The organism is Pseudomonas sp. NFR16 (genome assembly GCF_900108875.1).
Taxonomy (GTDB): domain Bacteria; phylum Pseudomonadota; class Gammaproteobacteria; order Pseudomonadales; family Pseudomonadaceae; genus Aquipseudomonas.
Window position 1 is genome coordinate 1 of sequence record NZ_FNYJ01000008.1, and the last position, 21,165, is coordinate 21,165.

The 21,165-nt window shown below is 55.4% G+C and carries 18 protein-coding genes, 4 tRNA genes and 1 rRNA gene; all 23 read left to right on the forward strand.

Going from position 1 to position 21,165, the window contains the following annotated elements; translation table 11 throughout:
• Positions 1–183 precede the first annotated feature (183 nt).
• The 23 genes from rrf to rplW all read left to right on the forward strand — a co-directional run bounded on the left by rrf (position 184) and on the right by rplW (position 21,156).
• A 5S ribosomal RNA gene (gene rrf, locus BMZ10_RS25025) occupies positions 184–299 on the forward strand.
• Between the two features lie 209 nt (positions 300–508).
• Positions 509–1,465 carry a bifunctional biotin--[acetyl-CoA-carboxylase] ligase/biotin operon repressor BirA gene (gene birA, locus BMZ10_RS25030; protein ID WP_093468844.1) on the forward strand — a complete coding sequence of 319 codons (957 nt, stop codon included), beginning with the start codon at positions 509–511 and terminating at the stop codon, positions 1,463–1,465.
• 34 nt (positions 1,466–1,499) lie between these two features.
• On the forward strand, positions 1,500–1,937 hold the full coding sequence (locus BMZ10_RS25035) for a hypothetical protein (RefSeq protein ID WP_093468847.1): 438 nt from the start codon (positions 1,500–1,502) through the stop codon (positions 1,935–1,937).
• A 141-nt stretch (positions 1,938–2,078) separates the two neighbouring features.
• Positions 2,079–2,163: transfer RNA gene (locus BMZ10_RS25040), tRNA-Tyr, on the forward strand.
• A 27-nt stretch (positions 2,164–2,190) separates the two neighbouring features.
• A tRNA-Gly gene (locus tag BMZ10_RS25045) sits at positions 2,191–2,264 on the forward strand.
• Positions 2,265–2,291: 27 nt separating this feature from the next.
• Positions 2,292–2,367: transfer RNA gene (locus BMZ10_RS25050), tRNA-Thr, on the forward strand.
• Between the two features lie 188 nt (positions 2,368–2,555).
• A tRNA-Trp gene (locus BMZ10_RS25055) sits at positions 2,556–2,631 on the forward strand.
• A gap of 45 nt (positions 2,632–2,676) precedes the next feature.
• Positions 2,677–3,045 (forward strand): preprotein translocase subunit SecE, encoded by a 369-nt coding sequence (gene secE, locus BMZ10_RS25060; protein WP_093468850.1) that lies wholly within the window; start codon positions 2,677–2,679, stop codon positions 3,043–3,045.
• 9 nt (positions 3,046–3,054) lie between these two features.
• Positions 3,055–3,588 carry a transcription termination/antitermination protein NusG gene (nusG, locus tag BMZ10_RS25065; RefSeq protein ID WP_002555501.1) on the forward strand — a complete coding sequence of 178 codons (534 nt, stop codon included), beginning with the start codon at positions 3,055–3,057 and terminating at the stop codon, positions 3,586–3,588.
• Positions 3,589–3,707: 119 nt separating this feature from the next.
• The gene (rplK, locus tag BMZ10_RS25070) at positions 3,708–4,139 is read left to right on the forward strand and encodes a 50S ribosomal protein L11 (protein WP_020290713.1); all 432 of its coding nucleotides are present in this window, start codon (positions 3,708–3,710) and stop codon (positions 4,137–4,139) included.
• Complete coding sequence (gene rplA, locus BMZ10_RS25075; protein ID WP_093468853.1) at positions 4,139–4,834, forward strand: 50S ribosomal protein L1; 696 nt, start codon at positions 4,139–4,141, stop codon at positions 4,832–4,834. The genes rplK and rplA overlap by 1 nt, the downstream gene beginning before the upstream one ends.
• 197 nt (positions 4,835–5,031) lie before the next feature.
• Entirely contained in the window at positions 5,032–5,532 is a 501-nt protein-coding gene (gene rplJ / locus BMZ10_RS25080; RefSeq protein ID WP_062384462.1) for a 50S ribosomal protein L10, read from the forward strand.
• 78 nt (positions 5,533–5,610) lie between these two features.
• Positions 5,611–5,976 carry a 50S ribosomal protein L7/L12 gene (gene rplL / locus BMZ10_RS25085; protein ID WP_093468856.1) on the forward strand — a complete coding sequence of 122 codons (366 nt, stop codon included), beginning with the start codon at positions 5,611–5,613 and terminating at the stop codon, positions 5,974–5,976.
• Positions 5,977–6,196: 220 nt separating this feature from the next.
• Entirely contained in the window at positions 6,197–10,270 is a 4,074-nt protein-coding gene (gene rpoB / locus BMZ10_RS25090) for a DNA-directed RNA polymerase subunit beta (protein ID WP_093468859.1), read from the forward strand.
• A gap of 63 nt (positions 10,271–10,333) precedes the next feature.
• Positions 10,334–14,533, forward strand: a complete 4,200-nt coding sequence (rpoC, locus tag BMZ10_RS25095) for a DNA-directed RNA polymerase subunit beta' (protein WP_093468862.1) — start codon at positions 10,334–10,336, stop codon at positions 14,531–14,533.
• A gap of 203 nt (positions 14,534–14,736) precedes the next feature.
• Positions 14,737–15,108 carry a 30S ribosomal protein S12 gene (rpsL, locus tag BMZ10_RS25100; protein WP_003186084.1) on the forward strand — a complete coding sequence of 124 codons (372 nt, stop codon included), beginning with the start codon at positions 14,737–14,739 and terminating at the stop codon, positions 15,106–15,108.
• A 114-nt stretch (positions 15,109–15,222) separates the two neighbouring features.
• The gene (gene rpsG / locus BMZ10_RS25105) at positions 15,223–15,693 is read left to right on the forward strand and encodes a 30S ribosomal protein S7 (protein WP_002555493.1); all 471 of its coding nucleotides are present in this window, start codon (positions 15,223–15,225) and stop codon (positions 15,691–15,693) included.
• Positions 15,694–15,723: 30 nt separating this feature from the next.
• Complete coding sequence (fusA, locus tag BMZ10_RS25110) at positions 15,724–17,853, forward strand: elongation factor G (protein WP_093468865.1); 2,130 nt, start codon at positions 15,724–15,726, stop codon at positions 17,851–17,853.
• A gap of 31 nt (positions 17,854–17,884) precedes the next feature.
• Positions 17,885–19,078, forward strand: coding sequence for an elongation factor Tu (gene tuf / locus BMZ10_RS25115; protein WP_093468868.1), 1,194 nt, complete (start codon positions 17,885–17,887; stop codon positions 19,076–19,078).
• Positions 19,079–19,216: 138 nt separating this feature from the next.
• Entirely contained in the window at positions 19,217–19,528 is a 312-nt protein-coding gene (rpsJ, locus tag BMZ10_RS25120; RefSeq protein ID WP_003186070.1) for a 30S ribosomal protein S10, read from the forward strand.
• Positions 19,529–19,609: 81 nt separating this feature from the next.
• A complete protein-coding gene (rplC, locus tag BMZ10_RS25125) occupies positions 19,610–20,245 on the forward strand; it encodes a 50S ribosomal protein L3 (RefSeq protein WP_093468871.1) in 636 nt (211 codons plus the stop codon).
• A gap of 12 nt (positions 20,246–20,257) precedes the next feature.
• The gene (rplD, locus tag BMZ10_RS25130; RefSeq protein WP_093468874.1) at positions 20,258–20,860 is read left to right on the forward strand and encodes a 50S ribosomal protein L4; all 603 of its coding nucleotides are present in this window, start codon (positions 20,258–20,260) and stop codon (positions 20,858–20,860) included.
• Complete coding sequence (gene rplW, locus BMZ10_RS25135; RefSeq protein WP_008374165.1) at positions 20,857–21,156, forward strand: 50S ribosomal protein L23; 300 nt, start codon at positions 20,857–20,859, stop codon at positions 21,154–21,156. The genes rplD and rplW overlap by 4 nt, the downstream gene beginning before the upstream one ends.
• Positions 21,157–21,165 lie beyond the last annotated feature (9 nt).

The window sequence follows — 21,165 nt, forward strand, 5'->3', positions numbered from 1 at the left end:
CAATACTAATTGCCCGTGAGGCTTGACCATATAACACCCAAGCAATCTGCGACTCGGACGAGCACAGATTGCGGTGACTGTGAAGACGACACGCACCGAAAGTTTGCAGCATACAGGCCAGACCTGATCACATACCCGATTGGCTGAAGCGCGGCCCCAGGCCACGGTTCGGTACCCGAATTTCTTGACGACCATAGAGCATTGGAACCACCTGATCCCATCCCGAACTCAGAAGTGAAACGATGCATCGCCGATGGTAGTGTGGGGTTTCCCCATGTGAGAGTAGGTCATCGTCAAGATTAAATTCCAGAACCCCATTTGCGAAAGCAGATGGGGTTTTGTTTTTGCGCGTGAAATTAAATCCCAGGATCGGCTGGGTTCCTGAAACCACCCGAGTGGGAATGTAAGCCCGTACGCTGGCAATTGGCGCGCGCTAGCGAGGGCGATTTTCTAGGCGTTGGGAGCGGCTATCGCTATTATGCGTGCCTTATTGTCAGGTGAGACTTCGATGCGAACGTTGCTCAAGCTTCTTGGAGATGGTGCTTTTCATTCCGGCGAAGACCTAGGCCGTGTACTTGGCGTCAGCCGCAGTGCTGTGTGGAAAAAGCTCCAGCAGGTGGAAGCGGAGCTCGGGATTGAGGTTCATAAAGTTCGCGGGCGGGGGTATCGCCTGGCCGGGCCGTTACATCTGCTGGATGCAGGTGAAATCGCCGATAACGATCACGGCGCACCATGGCCTGTGCGTGTTTATGATGTTGTTGACTCTACAAATGCCGAGGCGATGCGGCTGATTGGAGCCGGCACGCAGCTGCCCTTGTTGGTTCTCGCCGAGCAGCAAACGGCCGGCAGGGGGCGGCGTGGGCGGAAGTGGGTCAGTCCTTTCGCCGAGAATCTTTATTACAGCCTTGCTGTGCGTGTTGAAGGTGGTATGCGCCAGCTTGAGGGCATGAGCTTGCTTGTGGGTCTGGCGTTGGTAGAAACCCTCCGAGAGCTAGGTGTCGCGAAAGCCGGCTTGAAGTGGCCGAACGATATTCTCGTGGGTGATCGTAAGCTTGCCGGCATTCTACTTGAGCTCACAGGAGACCCTGCGGATGTATGTCACGTGATCATAGGCGTCGGTGTGAACGTCAACATGCGCAGCGCCAATGAGGTTGATCAAGCCTGGACGTCTATGGCGGTCGAGTTGGGCGGGATGTTAGACCGTAACCAGGTTGCGTCTAGGCTGAGTCACAACCTTGGGCTCTATATCGCTCGACATCGCGAAGAAGGCTTCAACGCATTTAGGGACGAATGGGAGCGCAATCACCTCTGGCAGGGGAAAGAGGTGTCATTAATCGCGGGAGATCGTGTGATCGAGGGCACTGTCCTTGGCATTGAGGGTGATGGCTCACTGCGTTTATGTGTGGGTGGCGTAGAGCGCAGCTTTAATGGCGGTGAGTTGAGCCTGAGGCTGCTTGCTAAGTGAGAAGGCGCCAAAAAGGCCGCTGGTTGGGGGTGCTATGCGTTGGGTGTTTTTGCTGTTGTTAATGTTGAATGCCTTCTACTACGTTTGGCATCACCAGGACGCTCCTTTGAGGCCGAAGGAGGTGGCGCCTCTGGCGTCGTTCAAGGGCTTAAGACAGGATATCCGGTTGCTCAGTGAATCAGGCTCTTCCAGCCAGACAGAGCTTTCCAGGGCAGCATTTAGTCAGTGTCTCTATTTGGGTGGAGATATTTCGCAAGCCGACGCCAGAACTCTCGAACAGCGGCTGACCAGTCTCGACATTCAGACACGGTTTGGACAGCGCCGAGATGAGGGTGGCGCCATTTACTGGTTGCGCATAGAGCCAGAAAGTCGTCGGCTGGTTGATGAGCCTTTGCTGGGTACGTTAGCGCAGGACTTCCCGAAATTAAAAAGTAAAATAATGTCTTGCGAGGGCATTGCAACCACCGATTAGTTTGCATAGAATGGCGCCCGCTTCGCAGTGCAGAGAAATCTGAAACTGCTGTGAAGCAAGCGTCAACGTATGTAACCTCAAGTTTTTATTGAGAAAAAGGTTGACAGAAGGGTGGCATGATATAGAATGCTGCCTCGCTTAGGAGGGGTTCCCGAGCGGCCAAAGGGATCAGACTGTAAATCTGACGTCTACGACTTCGAAGGTTCGAATCCTTCCCCCTCCACCATATTTTCGAGCCTAAGCAGCATGCTCGGCGGGTATAGTTTAGTGGTAGAACCTCAGCCTTCCAAGCTGATGATGCGGGTTCGATTCCCGCTACCCGCTCCAAGTTTTGCTGGTTGTGCGATGTGTTTTGCTCTTGTAGCTCAGTTGGTAGAGCACACCCTTGGTAAGGGTGAGGTCAGCGGTTCAAATCCGCTCAAGAGCTCCATTACTAAGGCAGATATGAAAGTATCTGCCTTTGTTTTAGGTGTTGCGATTCGCCAGGTTTTTGCTGCCTGGGTGAGGGTTTTTCGTAGCTACCTGGCAGTGTGTTGGCGAGGTTGTGTCCGGTCTCGCTGATTAGCTGTTGAAATCTCCCTGTCGGGTCCGCATAATGGTCGGCCTGATTATGCTTTTAGGTCAGTAGCTCAATTGGCAGAGCGACGGTCTCCAAAACCGTAGGTTGGGGGTTCGATTCCCTCCTGACCTGCCAGATTCGCTTAACGTGTCTGGCTTTCTTTTCACAGGATTTTAGTAGATGAATCCAAAGGCTGAAGCCTCAGACTCCCGTTTTGATCTTCTGAAGTGGCTCGTAGTGGTCCTTCTGGTCGTTGTGGGCGTGGTCGGAAATCAATACTATTCGGCGCAGCCAATCCTGTATCGCGTGCTGGCCTTGCTCGTGATTGCCGCTGTTGCAGCTTACGTAGCTCTCCAGACTGGCAAGGGTAAGGCTTTCTTCGTGTTGGCCAAGGAAGCTCGCGTCGAGATTCGTAAAGTCGTATGGCCTACTCGTCAAGAAACCACGCAGACTACTCTCATCGTGGTAGCTGTCGTTCTGGTTATGGCGCTGCTGTTGTGGGGATTAGATTCCCTGCTCGGCTGGCTTGTTTCCTTGATTGTTGGCTAAGGGTGTCCCGTGGCTAAGCGTTGGTACGTAGTGCATGCCTACTCGGGTTACGAGAAGCATGTTATGCGCTCTCTGATCGAGCGTGTAAAGCTGGCAGGCATGGAAGATGGTTTTGGCGAAATTCTGGTCCCTACCGAAGAAGTGGTAGAGATGCGCAACGGCCAGAAGCGCAAAAGCGAGCGTAAATTCTTCCCTGGTTATGTGCTGGTTCAGATGGACATGAACGAGGGGACTTGGCACTTGGTCAAGGACACGCCTCGCGTCATGGGCTTTATCGGTGGCACTGCAGACAAGCCTGCTCCTATCACTGATAAGGAAGCTGAGGCCATTCTGCGTCGTGTTGCTGATGGCAGCGACAAGCCGAAGCCGAAGACTCTGTTCGAGCCAGGTGAAGTGGTTCGCGTTACCGATGGTCCGTTTGCCGATTTCAACGGGACCGTCGAAGAAGTTAACTACGAAAAGAGCCGGATCCAAGTGGCTGTGCTTATTTTCGGACGCTCTACTCCGGTAGAGCTCGAGTTCAGTCAGGTCGAAAAGGCATAACTGAGCTAGGAATCCCATACCCCGCAGCCTTGGGCTGTGGGGTTTTGTCGTCACTGGGATAAACGCGCAAGTAACCGGGGAGCCTTTCGAGGCGTTTGAACCCGTAATTGGAGTGCCTCATGGCCAAGAAGATTACCGCTTACATCAAGCTTCAAGTGAAAGCTGCTCAGGCTAACCCAAGCCCGCCCGTCGGTCCTGCTCTGGGTCAGCACGGCGTTAACATCATGGAATTCTGCAAGGCTTTCAACGCCCGTACTCAGGGTCTTGAGCCAGGTCTGCCGACTCCTGTGATCATCACTGTTTACAGCGACCGCAGCTTCACTTTTGAAACCAAAAGTACGCCTGCGTCGGTTCTGCTGAAAAAAGCCGCTGGCCTGACCAGCGGCTCGGCTCGCCCGAACACCGTTAAAGTTGGCACCGTTACCCGTGCACAGCTGGAAGATATCGCCAAGGCTAAAAATGCCGATCTGACTGCTGCTGACATGGAAGCGGCCGTGCGTACTATCGCCGGCTCCGCTCGTAGCATGGGCCTTAACGTGGAGGGTGTGTAATGGCTAAGCTGACCAAACGCCAAAAGGCGATCGCTGCAAAGATCGAGCCTGGCAAATCTTACAGCTTCAACGATGCAGCTGCGCTGCTGACCGAGTTGTCGACCGTTAAGTTCAGCGAGTCTGTCGACGTCGCTGTTAACCTCGGTGTAGACCCGCGTAAATCTGACCAGGTCGTTCGTAGCGCTACCGTGCTGCCACACGGTACTGGCAAGACTGTCCGCGTCGCTGTCTTCACCCAGGGTCCAGCCGCTGAAGCTGCTCTGGCCGCTGGCGCTGATCGCGTTGGTATGGACGACCTGGCTGCCGAAATGAAAGGCGGCGACCTGAACTATGACGTCGTTATTGCTTCCCCGGATGCAATGCGTGTCGTAGGTCAGCTGGGTCAGATCCTCGGTCCTCGCGGCCTGATGCCTAACCCGAAAGTTGGTACCGTTACGCCAGACGTAGCTTCTGCTGTCAAGAACGCTAAAGCTGGTCAGGTTCGTTACCGCACTGACAAAAACGGCATCATCCACACTTCCGTTGGCAAGGTTGGCTTTGAAGCCGACAAGCTGAAGGAAAACGTTGAAGCACTGATCGCTGATCTGAAGCGTATCAAACCAGCTTCCTCGAAAGGTATTTACGTCAAGCGCGTTACTCTGAGCACCACTATGGGCCCAGGCCTGGTCATCGACCAAGGTTCTCTGAACGCGTAAGACTCGCACGATGCAGTCTGCTGCATCGTTGCAAAAATTGGGGTCCCTGCCTGGCGGGGGCTATCCAAGACCGTAGGCGACGAAAGTCTTAAACCACAAGCCTACGCAGATGGTGCTCCCGGTTCCTTACCGAATCAGACACCAAAACGACATCCGGCTCCGGCCAGATGAAACGGTAACAAGCAGGAGTTAAACCCGTGGCAATTAAACTCGAAGACAAGAAGGCCATCGTCGCTGAAGTCAACGAGGCTGCCAAAGTCGCTCTGTCTGCTGTTGTGGCTGATGCCCGCGGCGTGACAGTAGGCGCGATGACCGGACTCCGTAAAGAGGCTCGTGAAGCTGGCGTTTATGTACGTGTCGTACGTAACACCCTGCTCAAGCGCGCTGTTGCTGACACTGAATACAGTGTTCTCAACGATGCGTTCACCGGCCCTACCTTGATCGCTTTCTCTAACGAACATCCTGGTGCTGCTGCCCGTTTGTTCAAAGAGTTCGCGAAAGGTCAGGACAAGTTCGAGATCAAGGCAGCTGCGTTCGAGGGCAAGTTCCTCGCAGCTAATCAGATCGACGTACTGGCAACCTTGCCGACCCGTGACGAAGCAATCTCCCAGCTGATGAGCGTGATCCAAGGCGCTACCAGCAAATTGGCTCGTACTCTGGCGGCAGTTCGCGAACAGAAAGAAGCTGCTGCAGCCTAAGGCCGCACACCTCTTCCCGCGTATTTTTGTTTATTTCGAAGGCCGCATAGGCCCTCACACAATTCAGGAATTAGAGTCATGTCTATCTCTCAAGACGATATCCTCAACGCCGTAGCTGAAATGTCCGTTCTGCAGGTTGTTGAGCTGATCAAAGCTTTCGAAGAAAAATTCGGTGTTAGCGCTGCTGCTGCATCGGCTGGTCCAGCTGCTGCTGCCGCCGTTGTTGAAGAGCAAACCGAGTTCAACGTCATGCTGACCGAAGCTGGCGACAAGAAAGTGAACGTGATTAAAGCAGTTCGTGAACTGACCGGTCTGGGCCTGAAAGAAGCCAAGGCAGTCGTTGACGGCGCTCCAGCAATGGTCCTGGAAGCAGTAGCAAAAGACGCTGCTGACAAAGCCAAAGCTGCTCTGGAAGAAGCAGGCGCTAAAGTCGAGCTGAAGTAAGCATCGACCTTGCGTCTCCAGCCCAAGCGTTGAGCGAAAGGCTGATGGCTGGTGGCTTCTGCCACCGGCCTTTTTCCGTTATTGGCGACCGATCAGGTCGGCGCCATTAACGTGCTTCAACCACCTCGACCGGTGGCGCAAACCATGGGGTTTGCAAGATTTTCTGGCCGCTCCCGTCGGGGGAGGCCAAACAAGCAGGTGACCAAGCTGGGGAACGCTGATGGCTTACTCATATACTGAGAAAAAACGTATCCGCAAGGACTTTAGCAAGTTGCCGGACGTCATGGATGTGCCTTACCTCCTGGCCATCCAGCTGGATTCGTATCGTGAATTCTTGCAAGCGGGAGCGACTAAAGATCAGTTCCGCGACGTGGGCCTGCATGCGGCCTTCAAATCCGTTTTCCCGATCATCAGCTACTCCGGCAATGCTGCTCTGGAGTATGTCGGTTATCGTCTGGGCGAACCGGCGTTTGATGTCAAGGAATGCGTGCTGCGCGGTGTGACGTACGCCGTACCTTTGCGGGTAAAAGTGCGCCTGATCATTTTCGACAAAGAGTCGTCGAACAAAGCGATCAAGGACATCAAAGAGCAAGAAGTCTACATGGGTGAAATCCCCCTGATGACTGAAAACGGTACCTTCGTAATCAACGGTACCGAGCGTGTTATCGTTTCCCAGCTGCACCGTTCCCCAGGCGTGTTCTTCGATCACGACCGTGGCAAGACGCACAGTTCTGGCAAGCTGCTGTATTCCGCTCGCATCATTCCTTACCGTGGTTCGTGGCTGGACTTCGAGTTCGATCCAAAGGACTGTGTATTCGTCCGTATCGACCGTCGCCGCAAGCTCCCTGCATCGGTTCTGCTCCGTGCGCTGGGCTACACCACTGAAGAAGTGCTGGACGCTTTCTACACCACCAACGTTTTCCACGTTCAGGGCGAATCCCTGAGCCTGGAGCTGGTGCCTCAGCGTCTGCGTGGCGAAATTGCCGTTCTGGACATCCAGGACGACAAGGGCAAAGTGATCGTCGAGCAAGGTCGTCGTATCACGGCTCGCCACATCAACCAGCTTGAAAAAGCCGGCATCAAGGCGCTGGAAGTTCCGCTGGATTACGTCATTGGCCGTACCACCGCCAAGGCGATCGTGCACCCGGCGACTGGCGAAATCATTGCCGAATGCAACACTGAGCTGAACACCGAGATCCTGGCAAAGATTGCCAAGGCTCAGGTCGTTCGCATCGAAACGTTGTACACCAACGACATCGACTGCGGCCCGTTCATCTCCGACACCTTGAAGATCGATTCGACCGGCAACCAGCTGGAAGCTCTGGTCGAAATCTATCGCATGATGCGTCCTGGCGAGCCGCCTACCAAGGATGCAGCAGAGACCCTGTTCAATAACCTGTTCTTCAGCCCAGAGCGTTACGATCTCTCTGCTGTAGGCCGGATGAAGTTCAACCGTCGTATCGGTCGTACCGAAATCGAAGGTTCGGGCGTGCTGTGCAAGGAAGATATCGTCGCGGTCCTCAAGACCCTGGTCGATATCCGTAACGGCAAAGGCATCGTCGACGACATCGACCACCTGGGTAACCGTCGCGTTCGCTGCGTCGGCGAAATGGCCGAGAACCAGTTCCGTGTAGGTCTGGTGCGTGTTGAGCGCGCGGTCAAAGAGCGTCTGTCGATGGCAGAAAGCGAGGGCCTGATGCCTCAGGACCTGATCAACGCCAAGCCGGTTGCCGCTGCCGTCAAAGAGTTCTTCGGTTCCAGTCAGCTGTCGCAGTTCATGGACCAGAACAACCCGCTGTCCGAGATCACGCACAAACGTCGTGTTTCTGCACTCGGCCCAGGCGGTCTGACGCGTGAGCGCGCAGGCTTTGAAGTGCGTGACGTACACCCGACGCACTACGGTCGTGTTTGCCCGATCGAAACGCCGGAAGGTCCGAACATCGGTCTGATCAACTCGCTCGCTGCCTACGCTCGCACCAACCAGTACGGCTTCCTGGAAAGCCCGTACCGCGTTGTGAAAGAAGGCCTGGTCACCGACGAGATCGTGTTCCTGTCCGCTATTGAAGAAGCCGATCACGTGATCGCGCAGGCTTCGGCCGCCATGAACGACAAAGGTCAGCTGATCGATGAGCTGGTTGCCGTTCGTCACCTGAACGAATTCACCGTCAAGGCGCCGGAAGACGTCACCCTGATGGACGTTTCGCCGAAGCAGGTTGTTTCGGTGGCTGCGTCGTTGATTCCGTTCCTCGAGCACGACGACGCCAACCGTGCGTTGATGGGTTCCAACATGCAGCGTCAGGCTGTTCCGACTCTGCGTGCCGACAAGCCGCTGGTGGGTACCGGCATGGAGCGCAACGTCGCCCGTGACTCCGGTGTCTGCGTTGTTGCCCGTCGTGGCGGCGTGATCGACTCCGTCGATGCCAGCCGTATCGTCGTTCGTGTTGCTGATGACGAAGTTGAACCGGGCGAAGCCGGCGTCGACATCTACAACCTGACCAAGTACACCCGCTCGAACCAGAACACCTGCATCAACCAGCGTCCGCTGGTGAGCAAAGGCGATCGCGTTCAGCGCAGCGACATCATGGCCGACGGTCCGTCCACCGATATGGGTGAACTGGCTCTGGGTCAGAACATGCGCATCGCGTTCATGGCATGGAACGGCTTCAACTTCGAAGACTCCATCTGCCTTTCTGAGCGTGTTGTTCAGGAAGACCGCTTCACCACGATCCACATTCAGGAACTGACCTGCGTGGCCCGTGATACCAAGCTTGGCCCAGAGGAAATCACCGCTGACATCCCGAACGTGGGTGAAGCAGCGCTGAACAAGCTGGACGAAGCCGGTATCGTTTACGTGGGTGCTGAAGTCGGCGCCGGCGACATCCTGGTAGGTAAGGTCACTCCGAAGGGCGAGACCCAGCTGACTCCGGAAGAGAAACTGCTGCGCGCAATCTTCGGTGAAAAAGCCAGCGACGTTAAAGACACCTCCCTGCGCGTACCTACCGGTACCAAAGGAACGGTCATTGACGTTCAGGTATTCACTCGTGATGGCGTTGAGCGTGATGCACGTGCTCTGTCGATCGAGAAAAGCCAGCTGGACGAGATCCGCAAGGATCTGAACGAAGAGTTCCGTATCGTCGAAGGTGCAACGTTCGAGCGTCTGCGTTCTGCTTTGGTGGGTCGTACTGTTGAAGGTGGTGCTGGCCTGAAGAAAGGTCAGGAAATCACCGACGAAGTACTCGACGGCCTCGAGCATGGCCAGTGGTTCAAACTGCGCATGGTCGAAGACGCGCTGAACGAGCAACTCGAGAAAGCTCAGGCTTACATTGTTGATCGTCGCCGTCTGCTGGACGACAAGTTCGAAGACAAGAAGCGCAAACTGCAGCAAGGCGATGACCTGGCTCCAGGCGTCTTGAAAATCGTCAAGGTCTACCTCGCCATTCGTCGCCGCATCCAGCCGGGCGACAAAATGGCCGGTCGCCACGGTAACAAGGGTGTGGTCTCCGTGATCATGCCGGTTGAAGACATGCCACATGATGCCAACGGCACGCCTGTGGATATCGTCCTCAACCCGTTGGGTGTACCTTCGCGTATGAACGTTGGTCAGATTCTCGAAACCCACTTGGGCCTCGCGGCCAAGGGGCTGGGCGAGAAGATCAACCGCATGCTCGAAGAGCAGCGTAAAGTTGTTGAACTGCGCAAGTTCCTGAACGAGATCTACAACGAGATCGGCGGTCGTCAGGAAAGCCTGGATGACCTGTCTGATCAGGAAATCCTCGATCTGGCTAAGAACCTGCGTGGCGGCGTTCCAATGGCGACCCCGGTATTCGACGGTGCCAAGGAAGTCGAAATCAAGGCGATGCTGCGCCTGGCGGACATGCCGGACAGTGGCCAGATGCAGCTGTTTGACGGCCGCACCGGTAACAAATTCGAGCGTCCGGTAACTGTTGGCTACATGTACATGCTGAAGCTGAACCACTTGGTGGACGACAAGATGCACGCGCGTTCCACTGGTTCTTACAGCCTGGTTACCCAGCAGCCGCTGGGTGGTAAGGCGCAGTTCGGTGGTCAGCGTTTCGGGGAGATGGAAGTCTGGGCGCTGGAAGCATATGGCGCGGCGTACACTCTGCAAGAAATGCTCACAGTGAAGTCGGACGATGTGAACGGCCGGACCAAGATGTACAAAAACATCGTGGACGGCGATCACCGTATGGAGCCGGGCATGCCCGAGTCTTTCAACGTGTTGATCAAAGAAATCCGTTCGCTCGGTATCGATATCGATCTGGAAACCGAATAACACGTGACGCGAATCGAGGGTGGGTCGGTATGACCGCCCTCTGCTCCGCCAGGAGGAAAGGCCTTGAAAGACCTACTGAATTTGCTGAAAAACCAGGGTCAAGTCGAAGAGTTCGACGCCATCCGTATCGGATTGGCATCGCCTGAGATGATCCGTTCGTGGTCGTTCGGTGAAGTAAAAAAACCGGAAACCATCAACTACCGTACGTTCAAACCCGAGCGTGATGGCCTGTTCTGCGCCAAGATCTTTGGCCCGGTCAAGGATTACGAGTGCCTGTGCGGTAAGTACAAGCGCTTGAAGCATCGTGGCGTGATCTGCGAGAAGTGCGGCGTTGAAGTCGCGCTCGCGAAGGTCCGTCGTGAGCGTATGGCTCACATCGAACTGGCCTCGCCGGTTGCTCACATCTGGTTCCTGAAATCGCTGCCGTCCCGTATCGGCCTGCTGATGGACATGACCCTGCGTGATATCGAGCGCGTTCTCTACTTCGAGAGCTATGTCGTTATCGATCCAGGCATGACCACGCTTGAGAAAGGTCAGCTGCTGAACGATGAGCAGTATTTTGAAGCGCTTGAAGAGTTCGGTGATGACTTCGACGCCCGCATGGGTGCCGAGGCCGTCCGCGAGCTGCTGCACGCTATCGATCTGGAACACGAGATTGGCCGTCTGCGTGAAGAAATTCCGCAAACCAACTCCGAAACCAAGATCAAGAAGCTGTCCAAGCGTCTGAAGTTGATGGAAGCCTTCCAGGGTTCCGGCAACCTGCCTGAGTGGATGGTGTTGACCGTTCTGCCGGTTCTGCCGCCAGATCTGCGTCCACTGGTACCACTGGACGGCGGCCGCTTTGCGACTTCTGACCTCAACGATCTGTATCGTCGAGTGATCAACCGTAACAACCGTTTGAAGCGCCTGCTGGATCTGTCTGCTCCAGACATCATCGTGCGCAATGAAAAACGCATGCTGCAGGAAGCTGTGGATGCGCTGCTCGATAACGGTCGCCGCGGCCGTGCGATTACCGGTTCCAACAAGCGTCCTCTGAAATCCCTGGCTGACATGATCAAGGGTAAACAAGGTCGTTTCCGTCAGAACTTGCTCGGTAAGCGCGTTGACTACTCGGGTCGTTCGGTTATTACCGTAGGTCCGACCCTGCGCCTGCATCAGTGCGGTCTGCCTAAGAAAATGGCTCTCGAGCTGTTCAAGCCGTTCATTTTCGGCAAGCTGGAAATGCGCGGTCTGGCGACCACCATCAAAGCTGCCAAGAAGATGGTCGAGCGCGAGCTGCCTGAGGTCTGGGACGTTCTCGCCGAAGTGATTCGTGAACACCCAGTGCTGCTCAACCGTGCTCCGACCCTTCACCGTCTGGGTATCCAGGCGTTTGAACCGGTTCTCATCGAAGGTAAGGCAATCCAGCTGCATCCGTTGGTCTGTGCGGCATACAACGCCGACTTCGACGGTGACCAGATGGCTGTTCACGTGCCTCTGACGCTGGAAGCCCAGCTCGAAGCGCGCGCACTGATGATGTCGACCAACAACATTCTGTCGCCAGCCAACGGTGAGCCAATCATCGTTCCTTCGCAGGACGTTGTATTGGGTCTGTACTACATGACTCGTGAAGCGATCAACGCCAAAGGCGAAGGTCGTGTGTTCGCGGATCTGCAGGAAGTTGACCGTGTGTTCCGTGCCGGCGAAGCTGCTCTGCACGCCAAGGTCAAGGTGCGGATCAACGAAACCGTCAATGATCGTGATGGCGGCAGCGTGAGCGGTACCCGTATCGTCGACACCACTGTCGGCCGTGCGCTGCTGTATCAAGTTGTGCCAAAAGGTCTTTCGTACGACGTCGTCAACCAGCCGATGAAGAAAAAGGCGATCTCCAAGCTGATCAACCAGTGCTACCGCGTGGTTGGTCTGAAAGAGACCGTGATCTTCGCTGACCAGTTGATGTACACCGGTTTTGCCTACTCGACGATTTCGGGTGTTTCCATCGGCGTTAACGACTTCGTTATCCCTGATGAAAAAGCGCGCATCATCGACGCTGCTACCGATGAAGTGAAAGAGATCGAAAGTCAGTACGCCTCCGGCCTGGTAACCCAGGGCGAGAAGTACAACAAGGTGATCGACCTCTGGTCCAAGGCCAACGATGAAGTTTCCAAGGCGATGATGTCCAACCTCTCGAAAGAGAAAGTTGTCGACCGTCACGGCGAGACCGTTGACCAGGAATCCTTCAACTCGATGTACATGATGGCTGACTCGGGTGCGCGGGGTTCTGCTGCCCAGATCCGTCAGTTGGCCGGTATGCGTGGTCTGATGGCCAAGCCCGACGGCTCCATCATCGAAACGCCGATTACTGCGAACTTCCGTGAAGGTCTGAGCGTACTTCAGTACTTCATCTCGACTCACGGTGCTCGTAAAGGTTTGGCGGATACTGCGTTGAAAACCGCGAACTCCGGTTACCTCACCCGTCGTCTGGTAGACGTGGCGCAAGATCTGGTCGTTACCGAGGTCGATTGCGGTACCGAGCAAGGCCTGGTCATGACGCCGCACATTGAAGGCGGTGACGTTGTCGAGCCTCTGGGTGAGCGCGTACTGGGTCGTGTCATTGCTCGCGACGTGTTCAAGCCTGGCACCGAGGACGTCATCGTTCCGGCCGGCACGCTGGTCGACGAGAAGTGGGTCGAATTCATCGAGCTGAACAGCATCGACGAAGTGATCGTACGCTCGCCAATCAGCTGCGAAACCCGTTACGGCATTTGCGCCAAGTGCTACGGCCGTGATCTGGCTCGCGGACACCAGGTGAACATCGGTGAAGCTGTCGGCGTTATCGCTGCACAGTCGATCGGTGAGCCGGGTACCCAGCTGACCATGCGTACGTTCCACATCGGTGGTGCGGCAAGCCGTACTTCTGCTGCCGACAGCGTTCAGGTGAAGAACGGCGGTATCGTCCGTCTGCACAACCTGAAACACGTTGAGCGTCTCGACGGCAATCTGGTCGCAGTCTCGCGTTCCGGCGAGCTGGCGATCGCTGACGAGTTCGGCCGTGAGCGTGAGCGTTACAAGCTGCCTTACGGTGCAGTGATTTCGGTGAAGGAAGGCGACAAGGTCGACGCTGGCTCTATCGTAGCTAAGTGGGACCCGCACACTCACCCGATCGTTACCGAAATGAAAGGTACCGTGACCTATGTGGGCATGGAAGAAGGTATTACGATCAAGCGCCAGACCGACGAACTCACCGGTCTGACCAATATCGAAGTACTGGATGCCAAAGATCGTCCGGCGGCAGGCAAGGATATTCGTCCTGCGGTCAAGATGGTCGGCGCCGATGGCAAGGATCTGCTGCTGCCAGGTACTGACGTACCGGCTCAGTACTTCCTGCCGGCAAACGCCCTGGTAGGTGTAGCGGACGGTGCTCAAGTGGGCGTGGGTGATGTCATTGCCCGTATCCCGCAAGAAACGTCCAAGACCCGCGACATCACGGGTGGTCTGCCGCGCGTTGCCGACCTGTTCGAAGCGCGTCGTCCTAAGGAAGCGTCCATCCTGGCGGAAGTCAGCGGTACGATTGCATTCGGTAAGGAAACAAAAGGCAAGCGTCGTCTGGTCATTACTCCAAATGACGGCAGCGATCCGTACGAAGAGCTGATCCCGAAATGGCGTCACCTGAACGTCTTCGAAGGTGAGCAAGTGAACCGCGGCGAAGTTATCTCCGACGGTCCGAGCGATCCACACGACATTCTGCGTCTGCTGGGTGTCAGTGCGCTGGCGAAATACATCGTCAACGAGATTCAAGACGTTTACCGCCTGCAGGGCGTAAAGATCAACGACAAGCACATCGAAACGATCCTTCGTCAGATGCTGCGTAAAGTCGAGATCACTGAGTCTGGCGATTCGAGCTTCATCAAGGGTGACCAGATGGAGTTGACGCATGTACTGGTCGAAAACGAGCGCTTGGCGCAGGACGAGAAATTCATCGCGAAGTTTACGCGCGTGCTGCTGGGTATCACCAAGGCATCGCTGTCGACCGAATCGTTCATCTCGGCGGCCTCCTTCCAGGAGACCACCCGTGTTCTGACGGAAGCAGCAGTGACCGGCAAGCGCGACTACCTGCGCGGTCTGAAGGAAAACGTGGTCGTGGGTCGTCTGATTCCGGCCGGTACAGGTCTGGCGTATCACCGCGAGCGCAAGCGTCGCCGTGATGCTGACAAACCGCTGCGTGTGAGCGCCAGCGAAGTCGAAGCCGCCCTGACCGAAGCGTTGAACTCAAGCAGTAATTAAGAGCGGGGCCCTGATTTCAATGCCCACCTTTGCTGACAGGTTTTTTACTGTGAGAGGGCGGGTGGGGAGGTCGGGGCTTTGCCTTGACTGGGGGCAGGATCCTCTTTAGACTCTTGTACCCCTAAATCTGGCGGGACGTATGTCCGGCCATTTTGCTTTTCTTGTAAGACAATAGCGTCGCAAGACAACAGTGGAGCTAGTAGATGGCAACTATCAACCAGCTGGTACGTCAGCCGCGTAAGCGTATCGTCGAGAAATCCGACGTGCCTGCGCTGCAGAACTGCCCGCAACGTCGTGGTGTGTGCACTCGCGTGTACACGACTACGCCGAAAAAACCTAACTCGGCACTGCGTAAAGTATGCCGTGTGCGTCTGACCAACGGTTTCGAGGTTTCCTCGTACATCGGTGGTGAAGGCCACAACCTGCAAGAGCACAGCGTCGTCCTGATCCGTGGCGGTCGTGTAAAAGACTTGCCAGGTGTTCGTTACCACACCGTTCGCGGCTCCTTGGATACTTCCGGCGTTAAAGGCCGTAACCAGGGTCGTTCGAAATACGGTACCAAGCGTCCTAAATAAGGTCGCTTGACGTAAACAGCAGTTTCTATTTTTCTGAGTCGATAAGAGTAAGGTCGGGCGAATCCTCTGGATTCTGTTTCCGAGCTAACCTGAAGACCGTTTGAGGGCTTATCCATGCCAAGAAGACGCGTAGCAGCCAAGCGCGAAGTGCTTGACGATCCAAAATACGGAAGCCAGATCCTGGCCAAGTTCATGAACCACGTGATGGAAAGCGGCAAGAAAGCCGTTGCCGAACGTATCGTTTATGGCGCGCTGGAAAAGGTTAAAGAACGCAAGAACAGCGATCCCCTGGAAATCTTCGAGAAAGCTCTCGACGCCATCGCTCCGCTGGTCGAAGTAAAGTCGCGCCGTGTTGGCGGTGCTACTTACCAGGTTCCGGTCGAAGTTCGTCCGTCCCGTCGTAATGCTCTGGCAATGCGTTGGCTGGTAGACTTCGCGCGCAAGCGCGGTGAGAAGTCTATGGCTCTGCGTTTGGCTGGCGAACTGCTGGACGCCGCTGAAGGCAAAGGTGCTGCGGTCAAGAAGCGTGAAGACGTGCACCGTATGGCTGAGGCCAACAAGGCTTTCTCGCACTACCGCTTCTAATCTCAGCGTCACTATTTTTGCGAGGGCTTTATGGCTCGTACTACTCCGATTAACCGCTACCGTAACATCGGTATCGTTGCTCACGTGGATGCTGGTAAAACCACCACCACCGAGCGCGTCCTTTTTTACACTGGCGTAAACCACAAAATGGGCGAGGTGCATGATGGCGCCGCGACCATGGACTGGATGGTTCAGGAGCAGGAGCGTGGTATTACCATTACTTCTGCTGCGACCACTGCTTTCTGGCAGGGCTCTGTCAAACAGCATAAAGACCGTTATCGCTTCAACATCATCGATACCCCGGGCCACGTTGACTTCACCATCGAAGTAGAGCGCTCGCTGCGCGTACTCGACGGCGCCGTCGTTGTGTTCTGTGGTACCTCGGGCGTTGAGCCTCAGTCGGAAACCGTATGGCGCCAAGCCAACAAATACGGTGTTCCACGTCTTGTTTACGTCAACAAGATGGACCGTGCTGGTGCGAACTTCCTGCGCGTCGTAGGTCAGATCAAACAGCGTCTGGGTCACACTCCAGTGCCTATTCAGCTGGCTATCGGTTCGGAAGATAACTTCCAGGGCCAGATCGACCTGATGACCATGGAAGCGGTTTACTGGGACGACGCTGACAAGGGCATGACCCCTCGTCGCGAAGCAATCCCGGCCGAGCTGCAAGAGCTGGCTGCCGAGTGGCGCAGCAACATGGTCGAGGCTGCTGCCGAAGCCAACGAAGAGCTGATGAACAAGTACCTGGAAGGCGAAGAGCTGTCGATCGAAGAGATCAAAGCTGCTCTGCGTCAGCGTACTATCGCCGGTGAAATCGTTCTGGCTGTCTGCGGTTCTTCGTTCAAGAACAAGGGTGTTCCCCTGGTTCTCGACGCCGTTGTCGATTACCTGCCAGCTCCGGTCGAAATTCCTGCGATCAAGGGTATCAACCCTGATGACAAGGAACTCGACAAGGACGATCCGGCTGTTCGTCATGACGAGCGTCATGCCGACGACAACGAGCCGTTCTCGGCTCTGGCGTTCAAGATCGCGACCGACCCGTTCGTGGGTTCGATCACGTTCGTTCGCGTTTACTCGGGTGCTCTGAACTCCGGTGACTCGGTTCTGAACTCGGTGAAAGGCAAGAAAGAACGTGTGGGCCGTATGGTTCAGATGCATGCCAACACCCGTGAAGAAATCAAGGAAGTACTGGCGGGTGACATCGCTGCCCTGATCGGCATGAAAGATGTAACCACCGGTGAAACCCTGTGTGCCCTGGATAAGCCAATTATCCTCGAGCGTATGGACTTCCCTGAGCCGGTTATCTCGGTTGCTGTTGAGCCGAAGACCAAAGATGACCAGGAAAAAATGGGTATCGCTCTGAGCAAGCTGGCTCAGGAAGACCCGTCTTTCCGCGTCAAGACTGATGAAGAGACTGGTCAGACGATCATCTCTGGCATGGGCGAATTGCACCTGGACATCCTGGTTGACCGGATGCGCCGTGAGTTCAACGTCGAAGCCAACATCGGTAAACCGCAGGTTTCTTACCGTGAGAAGATCACCAAGAACTGCGAGATCGAAGGCAAGTTCGTTCGTCAGTCCGGCGGTCGTGGTCAGTTCGGCCATTGCTGGATCCGTTTTGCTCCTGCTGATGAAGGTCAGGAAGGTCTGCAATTCGTGAACGAAGTGGTCGGTGGTGTTGTTCCTAAGGAATACATCCCTGCCATTCAGAAAGGCATTGAAGAGCAGATGAAGAACGGTGTTGTTGCCGGCTATCCGCTCATCGGCCTGAAGGCTACCGTCTTTGACGGTTCTTACCACGACGTCGACTCCAACGAGATGGCGTTCAAGGTGGCTGCCTCCATGGCGACCAAGCAACTGGCCCAGAAGGGCGGTGGTGTGGTGCTTGAGCCGATCATGAAGGTAGAAGTTGTAACACCTGAGGACTACATGGGTGACGTGATGGGTGACCTGAACCGTCGTCGCGGCATGATCCAGGGTATGGAAGATACGGTTTCCGGCAAGGTTATCCGCGCCGAGGTTCCGTTGGGCGAGATGTTCGGTTATGCAACCGACGTTCGTTCCATGTCTCAGGGTCGCGCAAGCTACTCTATGGAATTCTCCAAATACTCCGAAGCTCCGTCGAACATCGTCGAAGCTCTCGTTAAAAAACAAGGCTGATTCAGCCCCTTTAGGCTAGGAGTTCACTGTCGTGGCTAAAGAAAAATTTGAACGTAACAAACCGCACGTCAACGTTGGCACCATCGGTCACGTTGACCACGGTAAAACCACTCTGACCGCTGCTCTGACTCGCGTCTGCTCCGAAGTTTTCGGTTCGGCTAAAGTCGACTTCGACAAAATCGACAGCGCGCCAGAAGAAAAGGCTCGTGGTATCACCATCAACACCGCTCACGTTGAGTACGATTCGTCCGTACGTCACTACGCGCACGTTGACTGCCCAGGCCACGCCGACTACGTGAAAAACATGATCACCGGTGCTGCCCAGATGGACGGCGCGATCCTGGTTTGCTCGGCCGCTGATGGTCCGATGCCACAGACCCGTGAGCACATCCTGCTGTCCCGTCAGGTTGGCGTTCCGTACATCGTTGTCTTCCTGAACAAGGCTGACATGGTTGACGACGCTGAGCTGCTGGAACTGGTCGAGATGGAAGTTCGTGATCTGCTGAGCACTTACGAGTTCCCAGGCGACGACACTCCGATCATCATCGGTTCTGCGCTGATGGCTCTGAACGGCCAAGACGACAACGAAATGGGTACCTCGGCCGTTAAGAAGCTGGTTGAGACTCTGGACAGCTACATCCCAGAACCAGTTCGTGCCATCGACAAGCCGTTCCTGATGCCAATCGAAGACGTGTTCTCGATCTCGGGTCGCGGTACTGTAGTTACCGGTCGTGTTGAGCGTGGCATCATCAAGATCCAGGAAGAAGTTGAGATCGTGGGTCTGCGTGACACCACCAAGACTACTTGCACTGGCGTTGAGATGTTCCGCAAGCTGCTGGACGAAGGTCGTGCGGGCGAGAACTGCGGCGTTCTGCTGCGTGGTACCAAGCGTGACGACGTTGAGCGTGGTCAGGTTCTGGTTAAGCCAGGTACCGTTAAGCCTCACACTCAGTTCGAAGCTGAAATCTACGTGCTGAGCAAGGAAGAAGGCGGTCGCCACACTCCGTTCTTCAAAGGCTACCGTCCACAGTTCTACTTCCGTACTACCGACGTAACTGGTAGCTGCGAACTGCCGGAAGGCACCGAAATGGTTATGCCAGGTGACAACGTTAAAGTTTCCGTCACTCTGATCAAGCCAATCGCAATGGAAGACGGTCTGCGTTTCGCTATCCGTGAAGGCGGTCGTACCGTCGGCGCTGGCGTCGTAGCCAAAATCATCGCTTAAGCGTTGATTTGAGAAAAAGCCCCCGCTTGCGGGGGCTTTTTTATTGGGTTGACACTCTGTTAGCTCGTCTATAGAATTGCGCCTCCTTTTAACGGGCGTATTGCGCTCGGTGGGAAGTAGCCTGGAGTCTGAAATCCAATGCAAAATCAGCAAATCCGTATCAGGTTGAAGGCTTTCGACCATCGCCTGATCGACCAATCCACCCAGGAAATCGTGGAAACCGCGAAACGTACTGGTGCTCAAGTGCGTGGTCCGATTCCACTGCCTACCCGTAAAGAGCGGTTCACCGTTCTGGTTTCTCCGCACGTCAACAAAGACGCGCGCGACCAGTACGAGATCCGCACTCATAAGCGCGTTCTGGACATCGTCCAGCCAACGGATAAAACCGTTGATGCACTTATGAAGCTTGATCTTGCGGCAGGCGTGGAAGTGCAGATCAGCCTCGGCTAAGACTTGGGTCTTGGTCGTGTAACGCTCTGAAATGGGCGGCCATAGCGGGTGAAAGCCCCGTACACTCATGAGGTTTACAACATGACTATTGGTGTAGTCGGTCGAAAAGCGGGCATGACCCGTATTTTCACCGAAGAAGGTGTCTCCATTCCGGTCACGGTCATTGAGATCGAGCCGAATCGCGTCACCCAGTTCAAAACCGAAGAAAGCGATGGCTATCGTGCAGTGCAAGTCACTGTCGGTGAGCGTCGTGCTTCGCGCGTGACTGCAGCTCAAGCAGGTCACTTCGCTAAAGCGAATGTTGCCGCTGGTCGTACTGTTCTGGAATTCCGTCTTGAAGAAGGCGAGTACCAGGCCGGCGATCTGATCAATGCAGAAATCTTCGCAGCTGGCCAACTGGTAGATGTTACCGGTCAGTCGAAAGGTAAAGGCTTCGCCGGTACCATCAAGCGTTGGAATTTCCGCGGTCAGGACAACACCCACGGTAACTCCGTATCCCACCGCGTCCCAGGCTCTATCGGCCAGTGCCAGACTCCTGGTCGTGTATTCAAGGGCAAGAAAATGTCCGGTCATATGGGCGCTGAGCGCGTGACCGTGCAGTCCCTGGAAGTAGTGCGCGTGGACGCTGAACGCAATCTGTTGTTGGTCAAGGGTGCTGTTCCTGGCGCTACTGGCGGCAACGTGGTTGTACGTCCAGCAGCCAAGGCTCGCGGTTAAGGGGAAGCTGACATGCAATTAAATGTAAATGACGCTCAAGCGATCGAAGTTTCCGAACTGACATTTGGCGGCGAGTTCAACGAGACGCTGGTTCACCAAGCAGTCGTGGCCTACATGGCTGGCGGCCGTCAAGGTAGCAAGCAGCAAAAGACCCGTTCCGACGTTTCCGGTGGCGGTAAGCGCCCTTGGCGTCAGAAGGGCACTGGCCGTGCTCGTGCCGGTACTATCCGTAGCCCAATCTGGCGTGGCGGCGGTACCACTTTCGCAGCACGTCCTCAGGACCACTCTCAGAAGCTCAACAAGAAGATGTACCGCGCAGCACTGCGCTCCATCCTCGCTGAGCTGGTTCGTACTGATCGTCTGGTCGTGGTTCAGGATTTCGCCGTTGAATCGCCGAAAACCAAAGACCTGCTGGGCAAACTGAACAACATGAGCCTGACCGACGTTCTGATCGTGTCGGACGCTGTTGATCAGAACCTGTACCTGGCTGCTCGTAACCTGCCGCACGTTGATGTGCGTGACGTACAAGGTTCCGATCCAGTTAGTCTGATCGCATACGACAAAGTGTTGATCACTGTGTCGGCCGTGAAGAAATTCGAGGAGCTGCTGGGATGAACCAGGAACGCGTATTTAAAGTTCTGCTTGGCCCGCACGTTTCCGAGAAGGCTACGGTTCTGGCAGACAAAAAAGGTCAGTTCGTTTTCAAGGTTGCTACTGATGCAACCAAGCTGGAAATCAAGAAGGCCGTCGAAAGCCTGTTCAGCGTGAAAGTAGAGCGCGTGACTACCCTGAATGTTCTGGGTAAAACCAAGCGCACTGCTCGCGGTCTGGGCAAGCGTAATGACTGGAAGAAGGCAGTTATCTCCCTTCAGCCAGGCCAAGATCTCGATTTCAGCAGCAGTGCTGAGTAAGGAAGGGGT

Bases quoted from the DNA above. Each gene is read 5' to 3' on its own strand.
- birA (WP_093468844.1), top strand. From the start codon at position 509: ATGCGAACGTTGCTCAAGCTTCTTGGAGATGGTGCTTTTCATTCCGGC.
- BMZ10_RS25035 (WP_093468847.1), top strand. From the start codon at position 1,500: ATGCGTTGGGTGTTTTTGCTGTTGTTAATGTTGAATGCCTTCTACTAC.
- secE (WP_093468850.1), top strand. From the start codon at position 2,677: ATGAATCCAAAGGCTGAAGCCTCAGACTCCCGTTTTGATCTTCTGAAG.
- rplK (WP_020290713.1), top strand. From the start codon at position 3,708: ATGGCCAAGAAGATTACCGCTTACATCAAGCTTCAAGTGAAAGCTGCT.
- rplA (WP_093468853.1), top strand. From the start codon at position 4,139: ATGGCTAAGCTGACCAAACGCCAAAAGGCGATCGCTGCAAAGATCGAG.
- rplL (WP_093468856.1), top strand. From the start codon at position 5,611: ATGTCTATCTCTCAAGACGATATCCTCAACGCCGTAGCTGAAATGTCC.
- rpoB (WP_093468859.1), top strand. From the start codon at position 6,197: ATGGCTTACTCATATACTGAGAAAAAACGTATCCGCAAGGACTTTAGC.
- rpsL (WP_003186084.1), top strand. From the start codon at position 14,737: ATGGCAACTATCAACCAGCTGGTACGTCAGCCGCGTAAGCGTATCGTC.
- rpsG (WP_002555493.1), top strand. From the start codon at position 15,223: ATGCCAAGAAGACGCGTAGCAGCCAAGCGCGAAGTGCTTGACGATCCA.
- fusA (WP_093468865.1), top strand. From the start codon at position 15,724: ATGGCTCGTACTACTCCGATTAACCGCTACCGTAACATCGGTATCGTT.
- rpsJ (WP_003186070.1), top strand. From the start codon at position 19,217: ATGCAAAATCAGCAAATCCGTATCAGGTTGAAGGCTTTCGACCATCGC.
- rplC (WP_093468871.1), top strand. From the start codon at position 19,610: ATGACTATTGGTGTAGTCGGTCGAAAAGCGGGCATGACCCGTATTTTC.
- rplD (WP_093468874.1), top strand. From the start codon at position 20,258: ATGCAATTAAATGTAAATGACGCTCAAGCGATCGAAGTTTCCGAACTG.
- rplW (WP_008374165.1), top strand. From the start codon at position 20,857: ATGAACCAGGAACGCGTATTTAAAGTTCTGCTTGGCCCGCACGTTTCC.